This is a genomic window from Desulfofundulus salinus, from assembly GCF_003627965.1.
GTDB lineage: Bacteria > Bacillota > Desulfotomaculia > Desulfotomaculales > Desulfovirgulaceae > Desulfofundulus > Desulfofundulus salinus.
Map to the genome: position 1 here is coordinate 688,546 of NZ_RBWE01000001.1, position 25,049 is coordinate 713,594.

General features: G+C 52.6%; 27 protein-coding genes. 23 read left to right on the forward strand and 4 right to left on the reverse strand.

The window, feature by feature from the left end; genetic code table 11:
* The first annotated feature begins 27 nt into the window (after positions 1-27).
* The 22 genes from tnpC (at position 28) to D7024_RS03630 (ending at position 20,932) form a co-directional block, all read left to right on the forward strand.
* A complete protein-coding gene (gene tnpC / locus D7024_RS03525) occupies positions 28-1,596 on the forward strand; it encodes an IS66 family transposase (RefSeq protein WP_165859389.1) in 1,569 nt (522 codons plus the stop codon).
* A 104-nt stretch (positions 1,597-1,700) separates the two neighbouring features.
* Positions 1,701-2,459: an urea ABC transporter ATP-binding protein UrtD gene (gene urtD, locus D7024_RS03530; protein ID WP_341466939.1), complete on the forward strand. Its 759-nt coding sequence runs from the start codon at positions 1,701-1,703 to the stop codon at positions 2,457-2,459.
* The gene (gene urtE, locus D7024_RS03535; protein WP_121450551.1) at positions 2,453-3,139 is read left to right on the forward strand and encodes an urea ABC transporter ATP-binding subunit UrtE; all 687 of its coding nucleotides are present in this window, start codon (positions 2,453-2,455) and stop codon (positions 3,137-3,139) included. Before urtD ends, urtE begins: the two co-directional genes overlap by 7 nt.
* A gap of 44 nt (positions 3,140-3,183) precedes the next feature.
* Positions 3,184-3,486 (forward strand): urease subunit gamma, encoded by a 303-nt coding sequence (gene ureA / locus D7024_RS03540; protein WP_121450552.1) that lies wholly within the window; start codon positions 3,184-3,186, stop codon positions 3,484-3,486.
* 9 nt (positions 3,487-3,495) lie between these two features.
* A complete protein-coding gene (locus D7024_RS03545) occupies positions 3,496-3,891 on the forward strand; it encodes an urease subunit beta (RefSeq protein WP_121450553.1) in 396 nt (131 codons plus the stop codon).
* Positions 3,872-5,590, forward strand: coding sequence for an urease subunit alpha (ureC, locus tag D7024_RS03550; protein ID WP_121450554.1), 1,719 nt, complete (start codon positions 3,872-3,874; stop codon positions 5,588-5,590). The genes D7024_RS03545 and ureC overlap by 20 nt, the downstream gene beginning before the upstream one ends.
* Positions 5,591-5,612: 22 nt before the next feature.
* Positions 5,613-6,056: an urease accessory protein UreE gene (locus D7024_RS03555; protein ID WP_121450555.1), complete on the forward strand. Its 444-nt coding sequence runs from the start codon at positions 5,613-5,615 to the stop codon at positions 6,054-6,056.
* A complete protein-coding gene (locus tag D7024_RS03560; RefSeq protein ID WP_121450556.1) occupies positions 6,025-6,735 on the forward strand; it encodes an urease accessory protein UreF in 711 nt (236 codons plus the stop codon). The genes D7024_RS03555 and D7024_RS03560 overlap by 32 nt, the downstream gene beginning before the upstream one ends.
* 26 nt (positions 6,736-6,761) lie before the next feature.
* Complete coding sequence (gene ureG, locus D7024_RS03565) at positions 6,762-7,373, forward strand: urease accessory protein UreG (protein ID WP_121450557.1); 612 nt, start codon at positions 6,762-6,764, stop codon at positions 7,371-7,373.
* Positions 7,370-8,230 carry an urease accessory protein UreD gene (locus D7024_RS03570; RefSeq protein WP_121450558.1) on the forward strand — a complete coding sequence of 287 codons (861 nt, stop codon included), beginning with the start codon at positions 7,370-7,372 and terminating at the stop codon, positions 8,228-8,230. The genes ureG and D7024_RS03570 overlap by 4 nt, the downstream gene beginning before the upstream one ends.
* A 63-nt stretch (positions 8,231-8,293) precedes the next feature.
* Positions 8,294-8,500 (forward strand): hypothetical protein, encoded by a 207-nt coding sequence (locus tag D7024_RS03575; protein ID WP_121450559.1) that lies wholly within the window; start codon positions 8,294-8,296, stop codon positions 8,498-8,500.
* A 332-nt stretch (positions 8,501-8,832) separates the two neighbouring features.
* Positions 8,833-10,215 (forward strand): ammonium transporter, encoded by a 1,383-nt coding sequence (locus D7024_RS03580; RefSeq protein ID WP_121452447.1) that lies wholly within the window; start codon positions 8,833-8,835, stop codon positions 10,213-10,215.
* 60 nt (positions 10,216-10,275) lie between these two features.
* On the forward strand, positions 10,276-10,614 hold the full coding sequence (locus D7024_RS03585; protein WP_013824337.1) for a P-II family nitrogen regulator: 339 nt from the start codon (positions 10,276-10,278) through the stop codon (positions 10,612-10,614).
* 235 nt (positions 10,615-10,849) lie between these two features.
* The gene (gene nifH / locus D7024_RS03590) at positions 10,850-11,677 is read left to right on the forward strand and encodes a nitrogenase iron protein (RefSeq protein ID WP_072867214.1); all 828 of its coding nucleotides are present in this window, start codon (positions 10,850-10,852) and stop codon (positions 11,675-11,677) included.
* Positions 11,678-11,760: 83 nt separating this feature from the next.
* A complete protein-coding gene (locus D7024_RS03595; protein ID WP_121450560.1) occupies positions 11,761-12,078 on the forward strand; it encodes a P-II family nitrogen regulator in 318 nt (105 codons plus the stop codon).
* A 93-nt stretch (positions 12,079-12,171) separates the two neighbouring features.
* Positions 12,172-12,534, forward strand: coding sequence for a P-II family nitrogen regulator (locus tag D7024_RS03600; protein ID WP_121450561.1), 363 nt, complete (start codon positions 12,172-12,174; stop codon positions 12,532-12,534).
* A gap of 114 nt (positions 12,535-12,648) precedes the next feature.
* On the forward strand, positions 12,649-14,109 hold the full coding sequence (locus tag D7024_RS03605) for a nitrogenase component I subunit alpha (protein WP_013824333.1): 1,461 nt from the start codon (positions 12,649-12,651) through the stop codon (positions 14,107-14,109).
* Positions 14,100-15,578: a nitrogenase component 1 gene (locus D7024_RS03610; protein ID WP_121450562.1), complete on the forward strand. Its 1,479-nt coding sequence runs from the start codon at positions 14,100-14,102 to the stop codon at positions 15,576-15,578. Before D7024_RS03605 ends, D7024_RS03610 begins: the two co-directional genes overlap by 10 nt.
* Positions 15,579-15,802: 224 nt before the next feature.
* Positions 15,803-17,191, forward strand: coding sequence for a nitrogenase component 1 (locus D7024_RS03615; RefSeq protein ID WP_121450563.1), 1,389 nt, complete (start codon positions 15,803-15,805; stop codon positions 17,189-17,191).
* Positions 17,172-17,987: a radical SAM protein gene (locus tag D7024_RS03620; protein WP_121450564.1), complete on the forward strand. Its 816-nt coding sequence runs from the start codon at positions 17,172-17,174 to the stop codon at positions 17,985-17,987. Before D7024_RS03615 ends, D7024_RS03620 begins: the two co-directional genes overlap by 20 nt.
* 88 nt (positions 17,988-18,075) lie before the next feature.
* Positions 18,076-18,957 carry a hydroxymethylglutaryl-CoA lyase-like TIM-barrel protein gene (locus tag D7024_RS03625; protein WP_121452448.1) on the forward strand — a complete coding sequence of 294 codons (882 nt, stop codon included), beginning with the start codon at positions 18,076-18,078 and terminating at the stop codon, positions 18,955-18,957.
* A gap of 211 nt (positions 18,958-19,168) precedes the next feature.
* The gene (locus D7024_RS03630) at positions 19,169-20,932 is read left to right on the forward strand and encodes an NAD+ synthase (RefSeq protein ID WP_121450565.1); all 1,764 of its coding nucleotides are present in this window, start codon (positions 19,169-19,171) and stop codon (positions 20,930-20,932) included.
* Between the two features lie 64 nt (positions 20,933-20,996).
* Here the strand turns inward: D7024_RS03630 and D7024_RS03635 are convergent, their stop codons facing one another.
* From D7024_RS03635 to D7024_RS03650, 4 genes are all read right to left on the reverse strand, one after another.
* Entirely contained in the window at positions 20,997-22,406 is a 1,410-nt protein-coding gene (locus tag D7024_RS03635) for a bifunctional diguanylate cyclase/phosphohydrolase (protein WP_165859253.1), read from the reverse strand.
* Positions 22,407-22,721: 315 nt separating this feature from the next.
* Positions 22,722-22,853, reverse strand: coding sequence for a cyclic lactone autoinducer peptide (locus tag D7024_RS03640; RefSeq protein ID WP_121450567.1), 132 nt, complete (start codon positions 22,851-22,853; stop codon positions 22,722-22,724).
* Positions 22,854-22,870: 17 nt separating this feature from the next.
* Positions 22,871-23,500 (reverse strand): accessory gene regulator ArgB-like protein, encoded by a 630-nt coding sequence (locus D7024_RS03645; RefSeq protein WP_165859254.1) that lies wholly within the window; start codon positions 23,498-23,500, stop codon positions 22,871-22,873.
* A gap of 7 nt (positions 23,501-23,507) precedes the next feature.
* A complete protein-coding gene (locus D7024_RS03650; protein WP_121450569.1) occupies positions 23,508-23,984 on the reverse strand; it encodes a hypothetical protein in 477 nt (158 codons plus the stop codon).
* 459 nt (positions 23,985-24,443) lie between these two features.
* On the opposite strand from D7024_RS03650, the gene D7024_RS03655 reads away from it, so the two are divergent.
* On the forward strand, positions 24,444-25,043 hold the full coding sequence (locus D7024_RS03655) for a DUF8726 domain-containing protein (RefSeq protein ID WP_121450570.1): 600 nt from the start codon (positions 24,444-24,446) through the stop codon (positions 25,041-25,043).
* The last annotated feature ends 6 nt before the right edge of the window (positions 25,044-25,049 follow it).

Genomic DNA, 25,049 nt, shown 5'->3' on the forward strand with positions numbered 1-25,049 from the left:
AACACTACTTCGCAATCTATCGCTGCCATGAATATAGAAGAGCTGCAAAGCCGCTGTCTACAGCTGGAAGAGCAGTGCAGATGGTTGGAACAACAGAATGCCGAGCTGACCGCTAAACTGAATTGGTTTATGGAGCAGCTTCGCTTGAGCAAACACCGGCAATTCGGTGTTTCCAGCGAACGGACCGCTTCTGGCTACCAGCAGCTTTCGCTTTTTAATGAAGCGGAAGTGGAAGCCCAGCCGGATTTGCCCGAACCGGCTGTCGAAACCATCACCTACCAGCGCCGCAAACAGCGTGGCCGCCGGGAGATGGTGCTCGATAACCTGCCGGTGGAAACGGTTGAGTACCGCCTGCCGGAAGAAGAGCGGGTCTGTTCGTGCTGCGGTGGTCCTTTACATGAAATGAGCACCGAAGTACGACAGGAACTGCAGATCATCCCGGCCCAGGTAAAAGTGGTCAAGCATGTACGTTACGTTTATTCCTGCCGCCATTGCGAGCGCAACGAGCTAACCACCCCCATTGTCACCGCTCCCATGCCGGCTCCTGTACTTCCCGGAAGTATGGTTTCTCCCTCGCTTATGGCTTACATCATGAACCAGAAATACGGGGAAGGTCTGCCGCTGTACCGCCAGGAGCAGCAGTTTGCCCACCTGGGGGTGGAGCTGTCCCGGCAGACGCTTGCCAACTGGGTGCTGCACGGAGCGAATAACTGGTTGACCCTGATCTACGATCGCCTGCATGAACACCTGCTTAAGCGGGATATTCTGCATGCCGATGAGACAACCCTGCAGGTCCTCCGCGAGCCGGGCCGGGCTGCTGAAACCCAATCGTACCTCTGGCTCTACCGCACCGGGCGGGACGGTCCTCCCATTATTCTCTACGACTACCAGACCACCCGGGCCAGCAAGCACCCCCGCCGGTTCCTGGCAGGTTTTAAAGGCTACTTGCACGTTGACGGCTACGCCGGCTACAACGAACTGCCGGATGTCACCCTGGTGGGCTGCTGGGCCCATGCCCGGCGCAAGTTTGATGAAGCGTTAAAGGCCCTGCCGGAAGATAAACGCAATAAAGCAGTGGCCGCCCGGGTGGGGCTGGAATTTTGTAACCAACTTTTTGCCATTGAGCGCGACTTGAAAGATGCAACGCCCCAGGAGCGTTATCAAGCCCGCCAGGTGCGCAGCCGCCCCGTGCTGGATGCCTTTTGGGCATGGCTTAAAACCCAGAAAACACAGGTACTGCCCAAAAGTTCCTTTGGTCAGGCAGTTAACTATTGCCTGAGCCAGTGGGATAAACTCATTGCCTTTTTGCAGGATGGACGCCTGGAACTGGATAACAACCGGAGTGAGCGGTCGATCAAACCCTTTGTCATTGGCCGCAAGAACTGGTTGTTTGCCAATACTCCGCGGGGTGCCCGGGCCAGCGCTATTACTTACAGCATCATAGAAACGGCAAAGGAGAATGGGTTGAATCCTTTCCAGTACCTCAGCTATCTTTTTGAAAAACTTCCCAACCTGGACCCTAAAGACAGTAACGCCCTGGATCAGTTACTCCCCTGGTCCGATTCGCTGCCCCCTGTGTGCAGGGTTAATAAATAAGCCAGATTATGTCCCCACCTGATTGCAAGGTGGGGTTTATTTTACGCTTACGTTATACAAATGCGAAGCCATGCTGAATTTTCTAAGAAATAAGGTGGATGTCTATGGCTGGAACAGTCATATATGTGGAAAACCTAACCGTGACTTTCAATGGGTTCAAGGCCATTGATAAAATGAACTTTTGTATGAATTATGGCGAGCTTCGGTTTTTGGTTGGACCGAACGGGGCTGGCAAAACAACGCTCCTGGACGTAATATGTGGAAGGTTAAAGCCAACAAGTGGACGCGTGATTTTTAAAGAGGATATTGATATTGCAAAGAAGCAGGAACATGAATTGGTCCTGCTTGGCATTGGTAGGAAGTTTCAAACGCCATCGGTTTTTACGGATCTAACAGTTTTTGAAAATCTGGACCTGGCCTTGCGTCGGAAAAAAGGGATTTTACCCGCTTTATTCCACAAAAATACTGCAGCAGAAAAGGAAAGGATAATGTCAATCCTGGAAAGTGTGTGGCTGGTCGAAAAGATGCACTTAAAAGCTGGCATGTTGTCCCATGGTGAAAAACAGCGTCTTGAAATTGGGATGTTGCTGGTTCAAGAGCCAGAGCTATTATTGCTTGATGAGCCTGTAGCAGGATTAACGAAGGATGAAAGGCAAAAGATGGGTGAACTTCTTCAGACTATATCTAGGGAATGTTCCGTTTTGGTGGTAGAACACGATATGGGATTCATACGGCAGTTCGCACGGCGGATAACTGTAATGCACGAAGGCAAAGTACTAAGTGAGGGGAATATCACCAAAGTGCAAAGCGATCCCAAAGTAGTCGAAGTGTATTTGGGACGGGGTGGTGATAAACCATGTTAAATGTAGAACGATTAACCGTTTCATATGGCGAAAGTATCGTTTTAAAAGATATCCAGCTACAAGTTCCTGACGGTGCCATTGTTGCTCTTATAGGTCGTAATGGTGTGGGTAAGACCACTTTACTAAAAAGTATTATGGGCTTGCTTCATATCAAAGAAGGCAAAGTTATTTTAGCTGGTGAAGATATTACTACTTACTCGACGGATGAAAGAGCCAGGCGTGGTATTGGTTATGTTCCGCAGGGGAGAGATATTTTTCCATACTTAACGGTTTACGAAAACCTTGTGGTTGGACTCGATAAGCGGCAGAGTTTTATGTTAGAAGAAGTTTTAAATCTTTTCCCGATGTTAAAAGGATTATTATCGCGCATGGGGGGGAATCTTAGTGGCGGACAACAGCAGCAACTGGCAATTGCTAGGGCCCTGGTTAGAGAACCGAGGGTTTTGCTTTTTGATGAACCGACAGAAGGTATTCAACCGTCTGTAGTAATAGAAATTGAGAGGGTAATCAAATCGATAAACAAAGAAAAAGGGGTATCCGTTCTGCTGGTGGAACAATATTTAGATTTTGCCTTAAGAATCGCAGATTATTTATATGTTATGGAAAAGGGACAAATTGTTTTGCAGGGGGAGACAAGAGAGATAAAATCACAAAGTTTAAAGGAGTACTTGGTGATCTAGGTGTATAGTCTACCATATTTAGTAAAAAAGGGAGGGAGTCTTAAATGCATTTAACCCCGCGGGAGCAGGAAATGCTGCTTATTTTCCTGGCGGGTGAGCTGGCCAGAAAAAGGAAGGCCCGTGGATTGAAGCTCAATTATCCTGAGGCTGTTGCTCTCATCAGTGCAGAAATCCTGGAGGGGGCCAGGGACGGTAAAACGGTGTCCGAATTAATGCGGCTTGGTGCTCAGGTACTCAAAAAGGATGATGTTTTACCGGGGGTAGCAGAAATGATTGATGAGGTTCAAGTAGAAGCGACATTTTCAGACGGCACTAAGCTTGTTACTGTCCACAATCCTATAAGGTAGGGGTCAAATATGAAACCAGGCGAGTATGTTTTGTCCGATACTCCTATTATTTGCAATAACGGGCGCTATACAATTACTATCACGGTCGCTAATACCGGTGATCGACCGGTACAGGTCGGCTCTCATTTTCATTTTTTTGAAGTAAACCGGGCATTGAGATTTGACCGGGGTAAGGCCTTTGGGATGAGGCTGAACATACCGGCAGGTACGGCAGTACGCTTCGAGCCGGGAGAGGAGAAAGAGGTTACCCTAGTGGCTCTAGCGGGTTTCAGGACTATTTACGGTCTGAACAAACTGACCGAGGGAACGGTTAGCGAAGAAAGGCGTAAAATTCAATGCTTAGAAAAGGCCGAGCAACTTGGTTACTATCGGGAGGTTACGGAAAATGGTATTGAGATTAAGTAGAAAAGAATACGCCGATATGTTCGGTCCGACCGTTGGCGATAAAGTTCGGCTGGCCGATACAGATTTGTTTATTGAGGTTGAAAAAGATCTCACGGTGTATGGAGATGAGTGTAAATTCGGTGGTGGGAAAGTAATCCGCGACGGTATGGGTCAGTCACCAAGGTTGACGAGAGCTGCCGGTGCGTTAGATCTGGTTATTACAAATGCCTTGATCGTTGACTACTGGGGCATTATAAAGGCAGATATTGGTATTAGGGACGGTTTAATTGTCGGTATCGGAAAAGCCGGTAATCCAGATCTAATGGAAGGGGTTGACCCTAATTTAGTCATCGGAGCCAGTACTGAAGTTATCGCCGGGGAAGGTTTAATTGTTACGCCTGGTGGGGTGGATACTCATATTCACTTTATTTGTCCACAGCAGGTAGAGGCTGCGCTTTGTGCTGGAATAACAACGATGATCGGTGGGGGAACCGGTCCAACTACTGGTACCAACGCCACCACCTGTACTCCTGGCCCATGGAATCTATACCGTATGCTGGAGGCGGCGGAGGCATATCCAGTAAACATGGGTTTTCTGGGAAAAGGAAACGCTTCTTTTCCTGAGCCATTAGTAGAGCAGGTAAAGGCAGGTGCGATGGGATTTAAACTTCACGAAGACTGGGGTACAACACCCGCCGCAATTGATTGTTGTCTAAGGGTAGCTGACGAATATGATGTGCAGGTGGCCATCCACACCGATACATTGAATGAGGCCGGGTTTGTAGAAGATACTATTGCGGCAATTAACGGCCGTACTATTCACACCTACCATACTGAAGGAGCAGGCGGGGGGCACGCGCCGGACATTATTAAAGTTGCTTCCTATCCAAATGTACTTCCTTCTTCAACTAATCCCACGATGCCATATACGATTAACACTATGGAAGAGCACCTAGATATGCTTATGGTGTGCCATCATCTGGATAGCAAGGTGCCCGAGGATGTAGCATTTGCTGAGTCGCGGATTCGACCCGAGACGATTGCTGCAGAAGATGTATTGCATGATATGGGCGTCCTAAGTATGATGAGTTCTGATTCACAAGCCATGGGTAGAGTGGGGGAAGTAATAATACGAACCTGGCAAACAGCAGACAAAATGAAGAAACAACGAGGACGTTTACCGCAAGAAGTGGGCGATAATGACAACTTTCGGGTAAAGCGTTATGTAGCCAAATATACTATAAACCCAGCTTTGACACATGGTATCGCCAAATATGTAGGCTCGATAGAGGTGGGTAAGCTAGCGGATCTGGTATTATGGAAACCCAAATTTTTTGGGGTCAAACCAGAGTTGGTGGTTAAAGGAGGTATGATTGTCATGGCACAAATGGGAGATGCCAACGCGTCAATCCCCACACCACAGCCTGTTTTAGGCAGGTTAATGTTTGGTGGATACGGACGGGCAAAGTATAGCACTTGCTTGACCTTTGTTTCGAAATATGCCTTTGAAAGTGGAATTTCGGAAAAGCTTCGGCTTCAAAAGAAAGTCGCACCAGTAGGAAGCTGCCGTACCCTGACAAAGAAGCAGATGGTTCATAATGATACTACACCGGTGATTGAAGTAGATCCCGAAACGTATGAAGTAAGGGTAGATGGCGAATTAATCACCTGCGAGCCTGCAAGGGAACTGCCGCTAGCTCAGCGATATTTCCTGTTTTAGTGGTCTTAAGGGGTGGTGGTGTGTGATTGTTAGCAAGATAGTGGGTAATATAAAAAACTTCCCTTGTGCCAATCGCCGGGTCGAGAGACTCTATTTATCTTGGGATGAACTCGGGAAGAGAATAATCCGCAAAACCACGGATACAGGTACGGATATAGCTCTGGTGCTGTCTGAGACAGGGAGTCTGCATGAAGGGGATATTATTTATGTGGACGAGGAAAAACTCATCCTCGTGGAATTAAGACCTCTTGACGCCATTGTAGTTAGACCCAAAGATCTTTTTGAAATGGGACGTCTCTGTTATGTCCTTGGAAACCGCCATTTGCCTATCTTTATCGAGGGTGAGGATGTTATCACTCCCTATGATTCTGCAACCTGGGACTTTTTGTGCCGAAATGGGTTCGATATAGAAAGATGCGAGCGGGGGATATCCCATGCCTGTCGGTTATCAGGGCACCATCACTGATTCGGCATTTCTCAGCGCTTTACAAGTTGCGGACTCTCTTTTTCCTATTGGAAGCTTTAGCCACTCTTACGGTTTGGAGACTTTTGTCCAGGAAGGTGTGATTACTTCAGCTGCGTCCTTGAGAGACTTTATGTTAACATATATTTATGTATTAGCTCATACAGATTGCCTTGGTGTTTTTTTAACCCAAAAGTATGCTCTTGTCCGTGATTTTGATTCAATTGTTCATTTAGACCAGCTTATGACTGCTTTAAAGAACAGTTACGAAATTAGAGAAGCCAGTACGAGGATAGGTAGGGCGATGTTAAATATTGCTCAACAACTTTGGGTTTCTCCTTTACTTGAAAAGTATTCTGTGGAAGTAAGTAAGGGTGTTGCGCACTGTAACCATGCTGTTGTTTTCGGCTTGATCATGCAAATCATTGGATTACCCCCTCTGCAGGCCAACCTGGTTTTTCTTTACAATACTGCCGCTAGCATGGTCAATGCAGCCATAAAACTAGTCCCACTTGGACAGAGGGAGGGCCAGAGCGTTCTTTTTTCTCTTCACCCACTAATTATTGAAACTGCCAATAAGGTGCTTGAGCTTGAAGAAAGGGACTTAGGAGCGTTTGCGCCGGCTCTTGAGATAAGGTGCATGGCACACGAAAGGCTTTATACACGTTTATTTATGTCATAAAAGTAGTATCGGTGGGGGGTAGTAAAATGAAACCAGTTAGAATAGGTATAGGTGGACCTGTAGGCTCCGGTAAAACCCTTTTAATTGAAAAAATTACACGCCAACTGGTAAATGATTATAGTATGGCGGTGGTAACTAATGATATTTATACCAAAGAGGATGCCGAGTTCTTAATCAGAAATGGTGTTCTTCCCGCGGATCGTGTTGTGGGAGTAGAAACGGGAGGATGTCCACATACAGCCATTCGTGAGGATGCTTCAATGAACCTGGAAGCTATTGATGCGTTAGCAAAAAAGTTCCCAGACCTTGATCTGATCTTCGTAGAAAGTGCGGGTGATAACCTGGCTGCTTCCTTTAGTCCCGAACTTGTTGATTTCAGTATCTATGTTATAGATGTTGCGGCTGGAGACAAAATCCCTCGAAAAGGAGGGCCGGGAATAACTAGGTCAGATTTGCTGGTGATTAATAAGATTGATTTGGCTCACTTTGTGGGAGCTAGCTTGGAAGTAATGGAACGGGATGCACGTAAGATGAGGGGAGACCGGCCTTTTGTTTTTACAAATTTAGTTAATGAGACTGGGTTGGAGAAGGTCGTTGCCTGGATAAGAAAAAATGCTCTTCTTGAGGATCTACGATGAAAAAGGAGATACTTACCACAATCTCAAGTCCATTGCATATTGGGAAGCAAGGGCATCTTTATATCAAATTATCTCATAAAGAAGGCTTCACCTATATCGATGATAGCTATTGCGTCGCACCGCTAAAAATTGCCAAGCCCTTTTATTTGGATTCTAGTGGAGAAGTATTTCTTTACATCATGAACCCGACCGGTGGGATGGTACAGGGAGATCGCTATCGCATGGATGTAGTTTTGGAGCCAGGCGCGCAAGCATTTCTCACTTCACAGGCTGCTACAAAAATATATCGTATGGAATATGATTATGCTGCTGCAACTGATTGTTTTAAGGTTAAGGAAGGAGCTTTATTAGAATATTTTCCTGACCCGGTTATACCGTTTGCGGGCTCTCGTTTTGTTGGTGAAACAGAAATAATAATTGATAGGGGTGGTAGCGCTTTTATTGGTGAAATATTGTTTCCCGGTCGTTTGAAAAGAGGTGAGATGTTTCAATATGATTTCTACAGCAGGAGAACAAGGGTTTTTTACCAAGGGGAGCTAGTTTACTATGATTTTTTTGACTTGCGGCCAAAGGATAAAAAAGTTGACGTATTAGGCATGTTTGAGGGTTACACCTATTATGGACAGCTTACCATTTTTTCGAGTGCGGTAACCAGGGAACTCAGCGATCTCCTGCATTTTGCCTTACAAGATACTTCAGGCTTAACTGGTAGTGCCTCCTTGACTCAGAAGTATGGTGTTATTGTTCGCATTCTTGGCTCAAATAGTATACAGTTAACCAGTGCTTTAACCAAGTGTTGGGATATATCGCATAAATTTCTGTTAGGTCGACCTGCTCCTAAAATAAGGAAGTATTAAGATAAAAATTTCCTTATCTGGCCCTGTGCTACGGCAATATATACGGGCCCCAGCGGGACCCGTATGGTGAGGCTGAGGGTGGCCATCTTCGTGCAGAAGATGCTTGAGGGTGAAGCACCCACAATTTACGTTGATAGGGAAGGGGCTAGGTCTATGAACTTTAAAAAAGGTGTTGACAACAAATTCTCCCTGACTTATAATCTGAACAGAGGCAGATACAGGGGAGTATCTAAGGAGGCAAGGGCGCCTTCTAAGGGAGGGTTCCGTTAGGAGGCGTTTTATCCCGTACAAACGGTATATCCAATGGTGGAGATCAAGCAAAGGCGCTTTTTCAGAAGGTGTTTCTTCTGAAGGGCGCCTTTTTATCATACCAGCGTGGGCTCAAAGCAAGGGTGCTTTAAAGGGAGCAATGTTGTTCCGCTAAAGCACCCTTTTTACGTTTGCAGGAAACGTCCGGCCGGTGAATTGGCGCCGTTCACCCCGGGCGATAAGATACAGGTCATCTTCAGCCGTTATAGCAGGGTCAGGAGACTGCAGCGGCTGGAGGTGCAGAAACCAGGGTAGGTTTGGATAGGAGGTTGGTGTAAGTGTACAGGCGAATCATGAATGGCCTTTACCTTTTACTTCTGGTATTGCTGGCCGCACCCGGTCTGGCCTGGGCCGGTGAAGCTCAAATTGATACGGGAGATACCGCATTCATACTTATCTCTGCAGCACTGGTGATGCTCATGACCCTGCCCGGAGTGGCCCTGTTTTACGGTGGTATGGTCAGGCGCAAGAATACCCTCAGCACGATCATGCAGAGCCTGTTTATCATGGCCCTGATTTCGGTGCAGTGGGTGCTCTGGGGTTACAGCCTGGCTTTTGGTCCCGACCAGGGGGGGGTAATCGGTGACCTTTCCTGGCTTGGCTTAAACGGTGTGGGTCAAGAACCCAATGCCGATTATTCGGCTACCATTCCGCACCTGGCTTTTATGGCCTTCCAGATGATGTTTGCGGTCATTACGGCAGCCCTGATTACCGGGTCCTTTGCTGAGCGCATGCGTTTCCCGGCTTTTGTAGCCTTTACCCTGCTCTGGTCGACTTTCGTTTACGACCCCCTGGCTCACTGGGTATGGGGCGTGGACGGGTGGATGCGTAACCTGGGCGCCCTGGACTTTGCCGGCGGCACGGTGGTGCACATTTCCTCCGGCGTATCCGGCCTGATCGCGGCCCTGGTGCTGGGCCGGCGAAAGGGTTACGGTTCGGAGCCGATGGTGCCCCATAACCTGCCCCTTACGGTCCTGGGAGCGGCGCTGCTGTGGTTTGGGTGGTTCGGTTTTAATGCCGGCAGCGCCCTTTCGGCCAGCGGACTGGCAGCCAGCGCTTTTGTGGTGACCAATACGGCCGCTGCAGCGGCAGCCCTCTCCTGGGTCTTTGCCGAGTGGATCCGTCACGGCAAGCCTACCGTGCTTGGTGGCGCCAGTGGCCTGGTGGCCGGTCTGGTGGCCATCACCCCCGCTTCCGGCTTTGTCGGTCCCATTCCTGCCGTAATCATCGGCCTGGTGGCCGGCGTGGTCTGCTACCTGGCGGTGAGCGTGGTCAAGACCCGGCTGGGTTATGATGATTCACTTGACGCTTTCGGCGTGCACGGTATCGGCGGTACGTGGGGCGCGCTGGCCACCGGCCTGTTTGCTTCCAGGGCTGTTAACCCTGCCGGTGTTGACGGGCTGCTCTTTGGCAACCCCCATCAGCTGTGGATCCAGTTTATCAGCGTACTGGCCAGCTGGCTGTTTGCCGCCGTTATGACTTTCGTCATCCTCAAGGTGGTGGGATTGTTCTTCAAGTTGCGGGCCAGCGAAGATGAAGAGGTACAGGGTCTGGATATCACCCAGCATGGTGAGGATGCCTACTCAGACATGGTGCTGGGCGCACCGGTGAGCCGCATTCAAAGCTTATCGGGTTCTCATTCTACCGTGGTCACTACCAGGGAAGCCGGTGTGTAAGATAAATTAAAGCTGCTTTTTCCCGGGACATGGACTACTGGAAGTAAAGGGGGAACCTCAATGACCAAAATTGAATGCATCATCCGCCCCGGTAAGTTGGAAGACGTTAAAGATGCTTTAGGAAGATTTGGCATACATGGTATGACTGTATCGCAGGTCATCGGCTGTGGCCTGCAAAAGGGTCGTACCGAGGTCTACCGGGGTACGGAATACAGCATTAACCTGCTGCCCAAAATCAAAGTGGAGATTGTCATTGCCGATAAATTTGTAGATGAGGTGGTAAAGCTGGTTACCGAAGCCGCACGTACCGGTGAAATCGGCGACGGCAAGATCTTTACCTATCCGGTGGAAAACGCCATTCGCATTCGTACCGGTGAAACCGGTGAAAGTGCCATCTGATGATTCTCTGGAAAAGGCAATTGCTACTCGCAGGTGAGGTTTTCCTGGCGTTAAAACAAAGATGTTTGAGAACTGGCATTGGCGCCCCGGGTTTAAAGGATCTTCCCTCCTCCCTCTAATCCCGTGGCGCCTCTTAAATTTAGTGAACAGTGAAGTTGTTGCGGGCAAAGGTGCCGGTATCCCCCCGGGGAAACGGCACCTTTTTACATTAAATAAAAGATATGGAGGGCTGATCATGACCAGAAAAATTGCCATTTACGGAAAGGGTGGCATCGGCAAATCCACCACCCAGCAAAATACCGCTGCCGCCCTGGCCCATTTCTATGGGAAAAAAGTTTTGATCCATGGCTGCGATCCCAAGGCGGACTGCACGCGGCTGATTCTTGGCGGCAAGCCGCAGGAGACGGTGATGGATACCCTGCGGGAATTCGGAGAGGACGCAGTGACCATCGACCGGGTGGTAAAGACCGGGTTCTGCGGGATCAAGTGTGTCGAGTCCGGGGGGCCGGAACCGGGTGTCGGTTGTGCCGGTAGGGGTGTAATCACGGCCATCAGTCTGATGGAAGAGCTGGGTGCTTATACGCCGGACCTGGATTTCATCTTTTTCGACGTACTGGGTGACGTTGTCTGCGGTGGTTTTGCCATGCCGGTGCGTGAAGGGAAGGCCCAGGAGATCTACATTGTGGCTTCGGGGGAAATGATGGCTCTTTATGCCGCCAATAACATCTGCCGCGGTATGGTCAAGTATGCCGAACAGAGCGGCGTCAGACTGGGGGGTATTATCTGCAACAGCCGTAACGTTGATGGGGAGAGGGAATTGATGGAAGAGTTTTGCTCCAGAATAGGTACCCAGATGATTCACTTTATCCCGCGGGACAATATCGTCCAGAAAGCGGAATTTAACCGCCAGACGGTGACCCAGTTCGATCCGAATTGCAACCAGGCCCGGGAGTACAGGGAGCTGGCCAGAAAAATTATTGATAACGATATGTTCGTCATTCCGCAACCCATGACCATGGACGAGATGGAGAGCCTGGTGGTCAAATACGGCCTGCTGGAGTAACGGAGTGGAAATGTAAAGGCGGCATATGTAAATGAAGCCTCAGAGGAATGAGGAAAAAATTGTTACACCGGGGAGGTTATAGTATGAAAATGATCAGGGCCATCATCCGTCCCGAAAAAAGTGAGGAAGTGGTGGACGCCCTGGCTGAAGCTGGATACGTAGCCCTGACCAAAATGGATGTGGTTGGGCGGGGCAAGCAAAAGGGCATTCATGTGGGCAGCATATACTACGACGAGCTGCCCAAGGTGATGATCATGCTGGTGGTGGAGGACGGCAAGGCGGCAGAAGTAGTGGAAATCGTTACCAGAGCTGGTTATACCGGAAACTTCGGTGACGGGAAAATCTTTATCACCCCGGTGGATGAGGCCTACACCGTACGCACCGGTGCTGCGGGGCTGTAAGCCGCGGGAGGTTAACGGATTCTTGCCGGAGGCCGGTAAAACGCCGCTGGCACCGGCACTCTCCGGTGGATTTTGCATGGGGGTGAATATACCATGAAGGAAGTAATTGCCATTATCAGGCCCAATAAAATAAACGCTACTAAAGAAGCCCTGGCCGTGCTGGGTTTTCCGGGTCTGAACGCCTGCAAGGTGGTGGGGCGGGGCAAGCAGAAGGGAATCACGGGTGAAGTGACCTTTGCCGTCAGCCCCGAACTGGAAAAGCAGGAGGGCGGGATGAAATACGTGCCCAAACGGATGATTTCCCTGGTGGTGGACGACCGGGACGTGCCACTGGTCGTGGCTGCAATCATCAAAGTCAACCGTACCGGCCGGATAGGAGACGGGCGCATCTTTGTCTGCCCTGTAGAAGAGGTAGTCCGGGTACGCACGGGGGAAAAGGGCCCGGCAGCCATCTGATAACAGGACGGGTCATAAAGCGTCCGGGAATTATACGCTTAAATGAAGGTGAAAGATGGTCCGTCCGGCCGGGAGGACGGCTGTCGCGAAAGACGTGAGGGGAGGAATGAAATCATGCCTGTGGTAAGAATGAAGTGCAACGAAACGATTCCCGAGCGGGATAAGCATATTTACCGCACAGAAAAGGAGAAATCCATAATTCCCGCCTGTAATATCGCCACCATTCCGGGGGATATGACCGAGCGCGGGTGAGCTTTTGCCGGTGCCCGCGGGGTCGTGGGCGGACCAATTTCCGACGTCATTCAATTGGTTCACGCGCCGGCAGGTTGCGCCTGGTACACGTGGGGTACACGGCGGCATCTATCCGACTTTTATCCCTGGGCTACGCCCACCCGCCTGACCAATGTCGCCTTCAACCGCCGCTACTGCATGTGTACCGACATGCAGGAAAAAGACGTTGTCTTCGGGGGCATGAAAAAGCTGGAACAGGCCTGCCTGGAAGCCATCCGGCTGTTCCCCGAGGCAAAGGGTTTGATCATTTTTACCACCTGCACTACAGGCCTGATCGGCGACGACGTGCAGGCGATAGCCCGGCAGGTGGAAAAGAAAACCGGCAAGCTGATCTTCACTTCCGAATCACCGGGTTGTTCCGGGGTGAGCCAGTCCAGGGGGCACCACGACTTTAACACCCAGTTTTACCGGCAGATACGGCAGTTGAGGGAGCGTCGTCCGGAGCTGAAAATGTCCGAAGAAGAGAAAACTCCCTATGACATCTGCTTGATTGGCGAGTACAACATGGACTGGGATTTAAAGATAGTCAGACCGCTCTTTGAGAAAATCGGCGTGCGCATTGCAGCCGTTTTCAGCGGCAACGAGCGCATCGAAAACCTGGTCAAGATGCCCGATGTGAAATTAAACGTGGTGCACTGCCAGCGTTCCGCCGAATATATCGCCCACATGATCAAAGACGGGTTTAACATTCCGTTTATCCGCGTCTCGCTCTTCGGGATTAAGCAGACTGCAGAAGCGCTGCGGAAAACCGCTGCTTTCTTTGGCCTGGAGGAGCGGGCCGAGAAGGTGATTGCCGGGGAAATGAAGCGGGTGGAAAAGAGCCTGGCTTTCTACCGGGAAAAGTTAAAGGGCAAGCGGGTGGCCATTTACGTCGGCGGCCCCCGGGTATGGCACTGGATCAAGCTGATGGAGGAACTGGGGATGACCGTGGTGGCCGTCGCCTGCACCTTTGCCCACGAAGACGACTATGAAAAGATCAACGCCCGGGCGCCGGAGGGAATGCTGGTTATTGACAACCCCAACGAGTTTGAGATCGAAGAGATGCTCAAGACCGAAAAGCCGGACCTGTTTTTAACCGGGCTGAAAGAAAAGTATATCGCGCGCAAGATGGGCATTCCCACGGTAAACTCCCACTCCTACGAAAAAGGTCCTTATGCCGGCTTTGTCGGTATGGTTAATTTCGCCCGGGATATCTACCAGGCTCTTTACGCACCGGTTTGGAAATACCAGTGGGGCATTGATGGTGCTCCGGCAAAAGACGAGGAGGAAGGGTCATGCAGCTGAAGGAAATTCCCGTTACGGGCATACCTTACGATCAGATAAAGATCGAAAAAGTCCCGGCGGCGCCCGAGTATTGTGAGCGTCCGGCGGAGTTGATTCCCTCCGCCAACAGGGCTGTGGTGATCAATCCCAACCGCACCTGTATGCCCCTGGGAGCCATGTGGGCGGTGCTGGGAGTAAGGAAGGCGATCCCTTTTGTCCAGGGTGCCCAGGGCTGTACCACTTACGTACGGTATACGTTCTGCCGTATTTTTAAGGAACCGGCCGTTATCGCCACCGCCTCTTTCCATGAGGATGCGGCGGTTTTTGGCGGCCGGCGCAACCTGGTGGAAGGCATTCGCAACCTGGTGGTACGTTACTGGCCGGAGCTGATTGGTGTGGTGACCACCTGTTCCAGTGAAATTATCGGCGACGATATGGTCAGCTTTATTAAAATGGCCAGGGCCAACCTGCGTAAAGAGATCGGACCTGAGAAAGCGGACCGGATCCCCATAGTGCTGGTCAACACCCCCAGCTTTGCCGGGTCCCATGTGGAAGGTTATGACCGGGCCTCCCGTGCCTTTGTGGAGACCCTGGCCACCACCAGGGGAGAACCCAACGGCAAGGTGAACATCATTCCGGGTCTATTTTACCCGGGCGACATCCGGGAAATCAAGCACCTGCTGCGCCACATGGGTGTGGAGGCGATAGTGCTCTTTGACATTTCCGATACCCTGGACGCTCCCCTGGAGCCGCCAATGTCCGTCCCCTACTATCCTCCTGGGGGTACTGCGGTGGGGGAAATCAGAGACATGGCCAATTCGCTGGCCACCTTTGCCCTGCAGCCCCACGCCGGTCAGGCCGGCGCCCGCTACCTGGAGCGCAAATACGGCGTGCGTGCCGTGGTTGGTCCACCACCGGTTGGGGTACAGGGTACCGATGCCTTTTTAAAGGCGCTGCGGGAGATAACCGGAAAACCCATCCCCGAAAGCCTCTTACAGGAAAGGGGACGGTTAGTCGATTCCCTGGCCGACACCCTGCACCACACCATGATGAAAAAGGTGGCTGTCATGGGGGATCCTGATATAGTACTCGGTGTCACCCGCTTCGTGCTGGAAATGGGGATGGAGCCGGTGGCCCTGGCCGGTGGTACGGCCAGCAAGACCTTCGTCCACGATGTGGAGGCCATCCTGGCCGAAGCGGGCTACGAAGGCGAACCGCCGCTGATCATCAATGGCGGCGACCTTTTCGAGTTTGAGGAGTACCTGAAAAAACAACCGCGCCTGGACCTGATTATCGGTAATTCCCGGGCGGTGGACATCTCCCGTGAGCTGCAGGTACCGCTGGTGCGGGTAGGTTTCCCCATCTACGACCGCTTCGGTTATCAAAAACGTCCCATTGTGGGTTACCGGGGTGGGGAAATGCTGCTTGCGGAAATTGTAAACAGCATGCTGGATTACCAGTACCCCGATGACCGTACCCAGCAGTTGTAGGGACTTTTATGGAATTCCGGGTGATAGTTGCCACGATTCATTTCTTAAATATTGTCAGGAAACGCCAGGTTTGGGTCGGGCCGGCCGGTGGGGGGCGTGAAAGCTCCCCAGGGCGCCCGGCCGGTCCCGGCTCAATTAATAAACAACACAAAGCAACGGGTGGTTTTGAGAAGAGGCCCGTTGGGCTCAAGAGGGGATGCTTTTCGATTAAGGAGAGGATAACTATGCAAATACCCATTGATGTAATACCTGAACGGGCCGGGCACCTGGAAGTGGTGGAGATACCCGCATGTGACCGGCGTACCCTCCCCGGGGTAGTTTCCCAGCGGGCCTGCCTGCTTTACGGAGCCCGCTGGATGCTGGCAGCCATCAGGGACGCGGTTCACCTTATCCACGGGCCGGTGGGTTGTGCTTACTACAGCGGGACGGTGCGTAAAAAGAACTACAGGGTGTTTTCCACTGCCCTGGGTGAAAAGGAGATTGTCTTTGGTGCCGGGCAAAAACTGGAAGATGCCATCAGGGAAGCAGTAAGTTTGCGTCCCCGGTCTTCTGCCGTGCTGGTTTACACTACCTGCGCGGTAGGACTGATCGGTGAGGACGTGGAGGCAATCTGCAAACGGGCATCGGCCTCCCTGGGCCTGCCGGTGGTGCCGGTCAACTGTCCCGGTTTCGGCGGGGTGAGCCAGGGTAAAGGGCACGATGTCGCCGCGGCAGCCCTGCTCGAGCATTTTATCGGGCGTGCTCCGGCCGGGCCGCCCCTGGAGAACAGTGTAAACATACTTGGTGAGTTTGACGTTCAGGGGGATTTGAAGGAAATTGAGCAGTTGTTGCAGCGTCTCGGTTTAAATATTATCTGTGCCGTGTCCGGCCGGGCGACGGTAGAAAATATGGCCCGGGCTCACCGGGCCGGGCTCAATATCGTCCACTGCGGGCGTACCGGGCGCTGGCTGGCCCAAAAGATGGAGGAGCGCTTCGGCATTCCCTGGCGGAAGGTTTCCTTTTTTGGTTTGGCCGAAACCGCGGCGGCGCTGCAGGCCATTGCTGCTTTCTTTAACCGCCCGCGGGAGGCGGCGTGGGTGGAAAAGGAGGCGGAAACCGCCAGGCAGAGGGCGCTTTCTTACCTGAGACGCCTGGCAGGCAGGCGGGTGGCCCTGTTTTTTGGCGCTTCACGTATGGATTCCATGGCCAGGGCCTTTGGCGAACTGGGCATGGAGGTGGTTTTATGCGGCTCCCAGTTCGGCTGCCGGGAAGATTATACCGAGTCCCGCCGCTGCCTGGGCCGGGGAACGCTGATGATTGATGACGCTCACCAGCGGGAGCTGGAGGAATTTTTACACCGGTACCGGCCGGACCTGCTGGTGGGGGGCACCAGGGAAAGGTTCATGGCCCATAAGATGGGAATACCCTTCCTGGTCTTTCCACAGGAAACAAGCCCTTATGCCGGCTTCAACGGTTTTGTCAACCTGGCCCGGGAAGTGGCGGCCCTGGTGGGAGCCCCGGTGTGGCGGCTGGGTAACAGCGGGTTTTCGCGGAAGGAAGGCGAAGAAATGGTGGTCAAACACGTGCGGTATATGGAGAGGGGGATAAACGAGAATGAGAGATCCAGCCTGTGAGGAGATAACCAGGGAGCATCCCTGCTATAATAAAGCCGCTGCCAGGTGGTTCGGGCGCGTACACCTGCCGGTGGCGCCGGACTGTAACATAAAGTGTCGTTATTGTACCCGGCTCTACGACTGCGCCAATGAAAACCGCCCCGGCGTGACCAGCCGCCTGATGACCCCGGGGGAAGCCCTGGAGTACCTGAAACGGGTGGTGGAAAGGGACGGGCGCATCCGGGTGGTGGGCGTTGCGGGTCCCGGGGAGCCCCTGGCCAATAAAGCCACCATATATACCCTGCAGCTGGTGCATCACCGTTTTCCAGAGCTGATCAAATGTATCAGCACCAACGGCCTGCTGCTGGCTGAAAAGCTGCCGGAACTGCAGGAAGCAGGGGTGCGGGCGGTGACGGTGACGGTGAACGCTGTTTCACCGGTGGTAGGCAGCCGGATTTACGATTACGTATCTTACCGGGGGCAGGTATATAAGGGGACTGCCGGGGCGGAACTGCTGTGGCGGGCCCAGCATGCGGGCATCCGCCTGGTCCGGGAACTGGGCATGGTCGTTAAAGTAAACAGCGTGCTTATTCCCGGAGTAAATGACGATCACCTGGAAGAGGTGGCCCGGGCGGTGAAGGCGGCCGGGGCGCATGTCATGAATATTATCCCCCTGATTCCCCAGGGGAAGTTTGCCGGCCTGCTTCCACCGCCGCCGGAGCGGGTCAACCTGCTGCGTCAAAAGCTGTCTCCCATTATTGAGCAGATGACCCACTGCCGGCGCTGCCGGGCGGATGCGGTGGGGATGCTGTCATGAGATTTTAAATTGTGCGGGCGGCAGGGTAGATTTGCCCTGCCGTTTCTCTACCCGGTACCACCGGTCATTTTATCCGGAGGTGAAACTGATGCAGGTGCATATTGTGGATACGACCCTGAGGGATGGAGAGCAGGCACCGGGGGTGGCTTTCAACCTGCAGGAAAAGGTGACCATCGCCAGGATGCTGGACCGGCTGGGGGTGGCCCAGATCGAGGCCGGCACGCCGGCCATGGGGGAAATGGAGCAGCAGGCCATTGCGGCCATTGTCCGGCTGGGTTTAAAAAGCCGGGTGAGCACCTGGAACAGGATGGTGCTGGCGGATATCCGCGCTTCTTTAGCCTGTGGGGTACAGCATGTGCACATTTCTGCCCCCGTTTCCGGCATTCAAATCCGCTATAAACTGGGGAAAAACCATCAATGGGTGCTGGACCGCTTACGGCAGGCCTGCCTCTATGCCCTGGATCACGGTCTTTCCGTGACGGTGGGGGCGGAGGATGCTTCCCGTGCAGACCCAGGCTTTTTACTGGAGATTGCCTTTTTAGCCGGGGAAGTGGGTGCAAAACGGCTGCGTTACTGTGATACCGTAGGCATCCTGGACCCGTTTACCACTTTTGAACGTCTCGTCTGGCTGAAGGAGAACACGACCTTAGAGCTGGAGTTCCACGGGCACAATGACTTCGGCCTGGCCACGGCCAACGCCCTGGCGGCCATTAAGGCCGGTGTCGGTTGGGTGGATGCCACCATCAGCGGGCTGGGGGAAAGGGCAGGGAATACTTCCCTGGAGGAACTATACCGGGTACTTACCGAACTTTACGGTCTGGATCCGGGACTGAACACCCGTTATCTACCCCTTCTGGGCCGCTTCGTGGCCCGGGCGGCAGGGCGGTTGAATCAATATTTTTTACAAACAGCTTTAAGGGACGGTATTTCCAGGGGATGCCGGCAAACAAATCTTTGCTCTCCACAGTGAATCCTTTAAGAAGGACAGAAGATGCCTCGCCCAAAATAAATATATTTCCGCTGTCTATTTCTCCGGATCCACAATCCGGTATTCTTGCTTTATACCCTTGTTTTTGTTAGAATACCGGTAAGAAAATTGCTTTGGAGCAATGGTGCCCCTGTCCTTCCGCTTTAACGGGGACAGGGTTTTTCAATTTCATCCCTGAAAGAAGGGAGAGCATATGCGCATAGCCCTGGCCCAGTTGAATCCGACCATTGGAGATATAAGCGGCAATGTTGACAAAATCCGGCAGGCTGCAGGAAAAGCCCGGCGTATCGGAGCCGGGCTGGTGGTTTCTCCTGAGCTGGCAGTTACCGGTTATCCGCCCCGGGATTTGCTCTGCCGTAAGGATTTTTTAGAACGGGTAAAAAGGGCGCTGGAGGAAGATATTGCCCCCCTGAGCAATGAGATAGCCATCCTCGTCGGTGCGCCGGTGAGGGGAACGGAAGTGCCGGGAGAGGAAAGAAGCACCGCGCCGGATTTCCTGTTCAATGCCGCGCTTCTTTACGCGGGAGGAAAACAGATCGGCCGCCAGGATAAAAGCCTTTTGCCCAACTACGACGTTTTTGAGGAAAGCCGCTATTTCCGCCCGGCCGGGCGAAGGATTCCGGTGCAACTGGGCGAGTGGAGCCTTGGTCTAACCATCTGCGAGGACATCTGGAACGATAAGGACTACTGGAACCGGCAGCTTTACGAGGTGGACCCGGTGGAGGAACTGGTGGCCCGGGGTGTGGACCTGCTGGTCAACATTTCCGCTTCGCCCTACCACTACGGCAAAATCAGGCTGCGGGTGGATATGCTCCGCAGCCTCGCCCGTAAGCACGGCCGGGTGATTATTTATGTCAACCAGGTCGGGGGCAATGACGAGCTGATCTTCGATGGCACCAGCCTGGCAGTGGATGCTTCCGGCAATGTGGTTTGCCTGGCCCAGAGCTTTAAGGAGGACCTGCTGGTGCTTGAGGTGGAGCAGCATGGATCCCGTTGGATTTTAGCGGAGACGGCGGCTGAGGCCGGCCCGGCGCCCGACCGGGATAAACCGGCCGCGGCGGCAAATAATGAAGGCAGGCTTTCTCCCTGCGGGGACCTGCCCGCCCGGGCTCTTCCTGAAGAGGATATCAGCTACGTTTACCGGGCACTGGTGCTGGGCATCGCCGATTACATGCGCAAGACCGGCTTTCGTAAGGCCCTGGTGGGGTTAAGCGGGGGCATTGATTCCTCTGTTACTGCCGCTCTGGCTGCCGCGGCTCTGGGGCCGGAGAACGTGCTGGGGGTTTCCATGCCTTCCCGCTACTCCTCTCCCGGCAGCCGTTACGATGCCCGGAAACTGGCGGAAAACCTGGGCATTGCCTTCCGGGAAGTGCCCATCGAAGGAATGTTCAGTGCCTTTCTGGAAGTTATGAATCAGGGTGGCGAACCGTGCGGAGACCTGGCGGAGGAGAACATCCAGGCCCGCATCCGGGGCAATATCCTCATGTTCATTTCCAACCGGGAGGGCTACCTTACCCTCACCACCGGCAACAAGTCCGAGATGGCTGTAGGCTACTGCACCCTCTACGGCGACATGTCCGGAGGGCTGGCAGTGCTGGCCGATGTACCCAAGGTGATGGTTTACCAGCTGGCCCGCTATATTAACCGGGAGCGAGAAATCATTCCCCACAGCGTGCTGGTTAAGCCCCCTTCGGCAGAGTTGAAACCGGGCCAGGTGGACCAGGACTCCCTCCCTCCCTACGAGGTGCTGGACGCCATCCTGCAGGCATACATCGAAGAGGAGAAGCCGGCTGATGAAATTGCCGCCCGGGGGTTTGACCCGGATCTGGTGCGGGAAGTAATCCGCAAGGTGGACCGGGCCGAGTACAAGCGCCGCCAGGCCGCGCCGGGCCTGCGGGTGACCTCCAGGGCCTTTGGTATGGGCCGGCGTATGCCCATTGCCTGGCGGGCGGGGTAGGTTTCGCCGGTATTATACATGTGGATTATGGGAGTTCAGGCGGCTGGTGTCATTTTAAATACATTTATGAGCGAATGATTACCTCCTGCTTCATGATGATTTCCGTGAACAACTCCACCAGGTGAGGGTCAAACATTTTCCCGGCTTCTTGTTTTAAGACCATACACGCTTCCCGGGGGGTTTTGGCCGCTTTATAGGGACGGTCTGTGGTCATGGCGTCAAAGCTATCGACAATGCGCAAGATACGGGCAAAAAGGGGGATATCTTCCCCGGCCAGGCCATCCGGATAACCGGTACCGTCGTAATTTTCGTGATGGTGACGGATCAGCGGGACAATGGCCGAGAGCAGGGTAAGGGGCCGCACAATGTTCCCGCCCCAATCAGGATGGTTTTTAATCATCTCCCATTCATTTTGATCCAGTTTGCCGGGCTTGTTCAGTATTTCCGGCGGTATCTCAACCTTGCCTATATCGTGCAGGTACGCGCCGCACTGGAGCAGGCTGACATGTTCCGGGGGAAGCCCCATCCTCTCCGCCAGAGCAACGGCGTAACCGGCCACCCGCTCGGAATGTCCAAAGGTATAACGGTCCCTGGCGTTGATAATGGTAAGAAGGGTTTTTAAGGAATTAAAGAGCTCTTTTTCCGAGTGGCTAAAGGCGCGCAGTTCGTCCACCACGGAGAAGTACAGGTGGGTTTTCCGGCCGTATTTGGCCCGGTAAAGGGCGTCATCCGCCACCCGGACCAGTTCCCGCGCGGTGGTACCGTCCCCGGGATAGCAGGCTATGCCCGAGGAGATGGTCATCCTGCCTGCCGGCAGGTTTTCGGCGCCTTCAAAGGGAAAACCGGCCACCTCTCGCTTGATCTGCTCGTCCAGTTCCCGGGCTGCCTCCCGGTCCGCCCCGGGCATGACTACTACAAATTCTTCTCCTCCATAACGGGCCGCAAAAGAAGGCTCCTTTACCAGCCGGGCCAGTATACGGCCGATGGTGGCCAGGACTTGATCACCCTTCTGGTGACCGAAGGCATCGTTATAAAACTTGAAGTAGTCTATATCCATCATGATCAGGCTTAAAGGCCTGCCGGTTTTTTCGGCTTCTGTCAGGCGGCGGCGCAGCTCTTCCTGGAAGTACCGGTGATTGTAAAGCCCGGTCAGGCCGTCGGTATTGGCCAGGTGGATCAGGCTGTTCCTGGTTTCGGTTTCGATATCCGTAAGCCCGCCGATAAACCACCCCGCCAGGACGATTACGCCGGTATTGACCAGATCTACCTGGAAAGCCTGGGGTGAAAAAGGACGCAGGATGGGGAATAAATCGCTGATAAGCACCACGCAGCTGGAAAAGGCGGCCACTGCCACCCCTACCTTTTTACCCCAGGTGGTGGCAGCGATAATTACCGGTATAAGCAAAAGAAATTTGGTTGCCGGAAAGGCTACGGCCAGGGAAAGGGTGAGGGGTAGTAAAATGCAAATTATCAATAGCTCGCCTAAATAAGGCAGGTAAGGCTCACTTTTGAGGGTTAATTTTTTGATTAAATACAAAGTGATATTTAAAGCGATTGTTGCCGAAAGGACTACCGAGAAGTAAAAAAAATTACGGTAAGCTTCCCACGGTGTAAAATTATATAAAGCCGGTAGTACCAATAATGCTAACAGGATGCATACGATATGGGTACAGGTAATATGCTCCGTAATATTTCTTTGCCTTTTATCCTTCCATGTAACCATAACATTTCCCCGTTGTACAAAAGGTATTAGGAGAGGTATAAAAGCCTCTCCTAAATACACGAAATGTTACTTTTTTAAGGCGCGAGGTATTTCTGGTTGATAGAACCATGTGAAACATGCCGGTTTTATACTGACCGTAGCAACAAAAAGCAACACACTGAAGAGAGCTGTTAAAGCACTAAAATACATCCGCTTCATTGGTGGATCACCTCCATTTAGATGAAATTAAATATTTTGTCTATCCTGGCTACAAAGCGGTGGCCAATACGGGTCAGGGAAAAAACCTGCCACAGCATACCTATTTCAGCAGCCAGGATTAGGATTGCCATGTTGGGGCTGGAGAGTACTAGAAGAGCGAGTTGAAGCGTAACAATACCTAACACTGCTGCTGATGAGAGCCAGCGAAAACGTTGCCGTTCCCGTGGTGAGGTAATGGGCTTGGCCGGGGAATCCACCGGCGCCAGCCGCCAGGCAACCGCAAAAGCCAATGCCCCGCCGGCCAGAATCACCAGAGCTAGTAAAGGACGTGGGAAAAATGGTGTAAGATTGGTTGCCAGCGTTCCAAACAGGGGGACAGTCAGGATACTTAAAATGGTACACCGTGCGGGCGATGTACAATGGGCGCCGCCGGAAAAAGAGCGCAGGAAGGCGCTTGTAAAAAGTGCTGCCAGGGCGGCCGGCAGGCATCCCGCCAGCCATGCCACCAGCGATATGCCCAGCATGGAGACGACGGTCTGAAAGAGGATCAGCAGGCTGTAGGCCGCAATCTCTTCCTGCTCTTCTGTTAGCGCCAGGGTTTTGCGCAGGTAACCGGCTAATTCCCGGGAGGGACTAAAACGGACCACCGAGGCATCACCTGGATACTTGTTTGCGATTCCGATGGTTGAAATAATTTTTCACCAGGGCCAGTATTAATAAAGCAACCTCATAGGGAAGGCTGAAAAGGCCCCTTAATAGAGGGTTTTTAACTGCCTGTTCATATGAAAGATTGCTTAAGGCTATCAATGGCTTAACGCTAATCAATTCGACTAGAGATATTACAATAAAGCAGACGAGAACTGCCAAAAAAACCCTGCTGGGCTTGGCACCCGTGACCAGCCTCGTGTAAACTACCAGGGAAATGGCCAAAATCACCGTGTGCATCCCAAAGGCAATGGGCAGTAAACGCACCAGGTTGGTGGCAGTCTGTAAAAGGGCTACCGCTGCAATCTTTTTCCATTCCAGCGGCAGGCCCAGGAGGGCAAAAACGGCCATGGCCATGACAATACTTTCAGGCAGGTCCTGTACGGGTAATGCCAGCAATGCCTGGGGTAATGTTTCTCCAAACATGTTGTAAGGTCTCTCCAGGTAGGAATAACCAGCCTTCTGCCTTTACTTCGTCATAAAACAAGAAAATCCTGCTACTTGCCGCGAAAAAAAGAAACCTACCTTTTCTTTTTCCTTCGACATGAAGTTACAATAAAACCTGGCTGACAGAATTTACGTACAATATGATCATGAGGAAAGCTGTTGCCAGGAAGGCTTTTGTAAAAAAATTTCCCGGCAATGGAACCGGAGGGCCTTCCGGTTCGTCTTATTAATGTAGGGGTATGGATGGAGTGTATGTTGATTTGAAGTGAAAGGGGCGTGCCTGGAAGGTTGATGTGTCGAATATTAATGAGACGGTTAACTAAAGCCTTGGCCAGAAGTGCAGGTTGTTATGCTTACCCGGGCCGGTTTCTGCCTTTTCAGTCAGGGAGATGTTACTACCCGCCCGGTGTGGCCGCTCAACTCTTGTGGTGGCTGCCGTTGCGGCGATGGTCCACCGCCGTACTGGCAGTTGTAATGCTCTTTTGTTTCTTGCCGGCTGTTTTTGCCGCACCCGGTCCCGTTAAAATCAGCGTGGTGCCCGGCTGGCAGGGACAGGTGGTGCCGGGTAGTACGGGTCCGGCGGTGGTCACCCTGAAGAATACCAGCCGGCAGGATATCAGCGGCGTGGTGGAAGTTATCAACTATTACAGGCACGTACCGCCTCCACCGCCCGGTTCACCACCCGGTGCCAAACCATCAGGGCCGCCTGTTTTTATTCCCGCCTCCGCCTTTGGCGAGAAAGTTTCCCTGCCCGCCGGTGCGGAAAAGCGGGTGGTGTTGTGGTTTCCCTGGCATGGTCCCGGGGACAAGATGATATTCCGTTTTCTGGAAGACCAAAAAGTCCTGGGAAGCGTAGAAGTTAAGGTACCGGGCACCGCCGGCGTGATACACGGTCCCATGGCCGGGGCGGTGGGGGTGCTTGGGCAGGTGCCTCCGGCACTGGAAAAGGTGCGCCTGACCACGCCCGACGGTGTTCCCCGGGCTCCCCGGATAATTTCCCTGAGCGCCGATCTTTTCCCCGGCGTGGTGAAGACTTAAATGCTT

Coding starts and splice junctions, on each gene's coding strand:
- tnpC (WP_165859389.1), top strand. CDS start 28: ATGAATATAGAAGAGCTGCAAAGCCGCTGTCTACAGCTGGAAGAGCAG.
- urtD (WP_341466939.1), top strand. CDS start 1,701: ATGGCTGGAACAGTCATATATGTGGAAAACCTAACCGTGACTTTCAAT.
- urtE (WP_121450551.1), top strand. CDS start 2,453: ATGTTAAATGTAGAACGATTAACCGTTTCATATGGCGAAAGTATCGTT.
- ureA (WP_121450552.1), top strand. CDS start 3,184: ATGCATTTAACCCCGCGGGAGCAGGAAATGCTGCTTATTTTCCTGGCG.
- D7024_RS03545 (WP_121450553.1), top strand. CDS start 3,496: ATGAAACCAGGCGAGTATGTTTTGTCCGATACTCCTATTATTTGCAAT.
- ureC (WP_121450554.1), top strand. CDS start 3,872: ATGGTATTGAGATTAAGTAGAAAAGAATACGCCGATATGTTCGGTCCG.
- D7024_RS03560 (WP_121450556.1), top strand. CDS start 6,025: ATGCCTGTCGGTTATCAGGGCACCATCACTGATTCGGCATTTCTCAGC.
- ureG (WP_121450557.1), top strand. CDS start 6,762: ATGAAACCAGTTAGAATAGGTATAGGTGGACCTGTAGGCTCCGGTAAA.
- D7024_RS03570 (WP_121450558.1), top strand. CDS start 7,370: ATGAAAAAGGAGATACTTACCACAATCTCAAGTCCATTGCATATTGGG.
- D7024_RS03575 (WP_121450559.1), top strand. CDS start 8,294: ATGGTGAGGCTGAGGGTGGCCATCTTCGTGCAGAAGATGCTTGAGGGT.
- D7024_RS03580 (WP_121452447.1), top strand. CDS start 8,833: ATGAATGGCCTTTACCTTTTACTTCTGGTATTGCTGGCCGCACCCGGT.
- D7024_RS03585 (WP_013824337.1), top strand. CDS start 10,276: ATGACCAAAATTGAATGCATCATCCGCCCCGGTAAGTTGGAAGACGTT.
- nifH (WP_072867214.1), top strand. CDS start 10,850: ATGACCAGAAAAATTGCCATTTACGGAAAGGGTGGCATCGGCAAATCC.
- D7024_RS03595 (WP_121450560.1), top strand. CDS start 11,761: ATGAAAATGATCAGGGCCATCATCCGTCCCGAAAAAAGTGAGGAAGTG.
- D7024_RS03600 (WP_121450561.1), top strand. CDS start 12,172: ATGAAGGAAGTAATTGCCATTATCAGGCCCAATAAAATAAACGCTACT.
- D7024_RS03610 (WP_121450562.1), top strand. CDS start 14,100: ATGCAGCTGAAGGAAATTCCCGTTACGGGCATACCTTACGATCAGATA.
- D7024_RS03615 (WP_121450563.1), top strand. CDS start 15,803: ATGCAAATACCCATTGATGTAATACCTGAACGGGCCGGGCACCTGGAA.
- D7024_RS03620 (WP_121450564.1), top strand. CDS start 17,172: ATGAGAGATCCAGCCTGTGAGGAGATAACCAGGGAGCATCCCTGCTAT.
- D7024_RS03625 (WP_121452448.1), top strand. CDS start 18,076: ATGCAGGTGCATATTGTGGATACGACCCTGAGGGATGGAGAGCAGGCA.
- D7024_RS03630 (WP_121450565.1), top strand. CDS start 19,169: ATGCGCATAGCCCTGGCCCAGTTGAATCCGACCATTGGAGATATAAGC.
- D7024_RS03640 (WP_121450567.1), bottom strand. CDS start 22,853: ATGAAGCGGATGTATTTTAGTGCTTTAACAGCTCTCTTCAGTGTGTTG.
- D7024_RS03650 (WP_121450569.1), bottom strand. CDS start 23,984: ATGTTTGGAGAAACATTACCCCAGGCATTGCTGGCATTACCCGTACAG.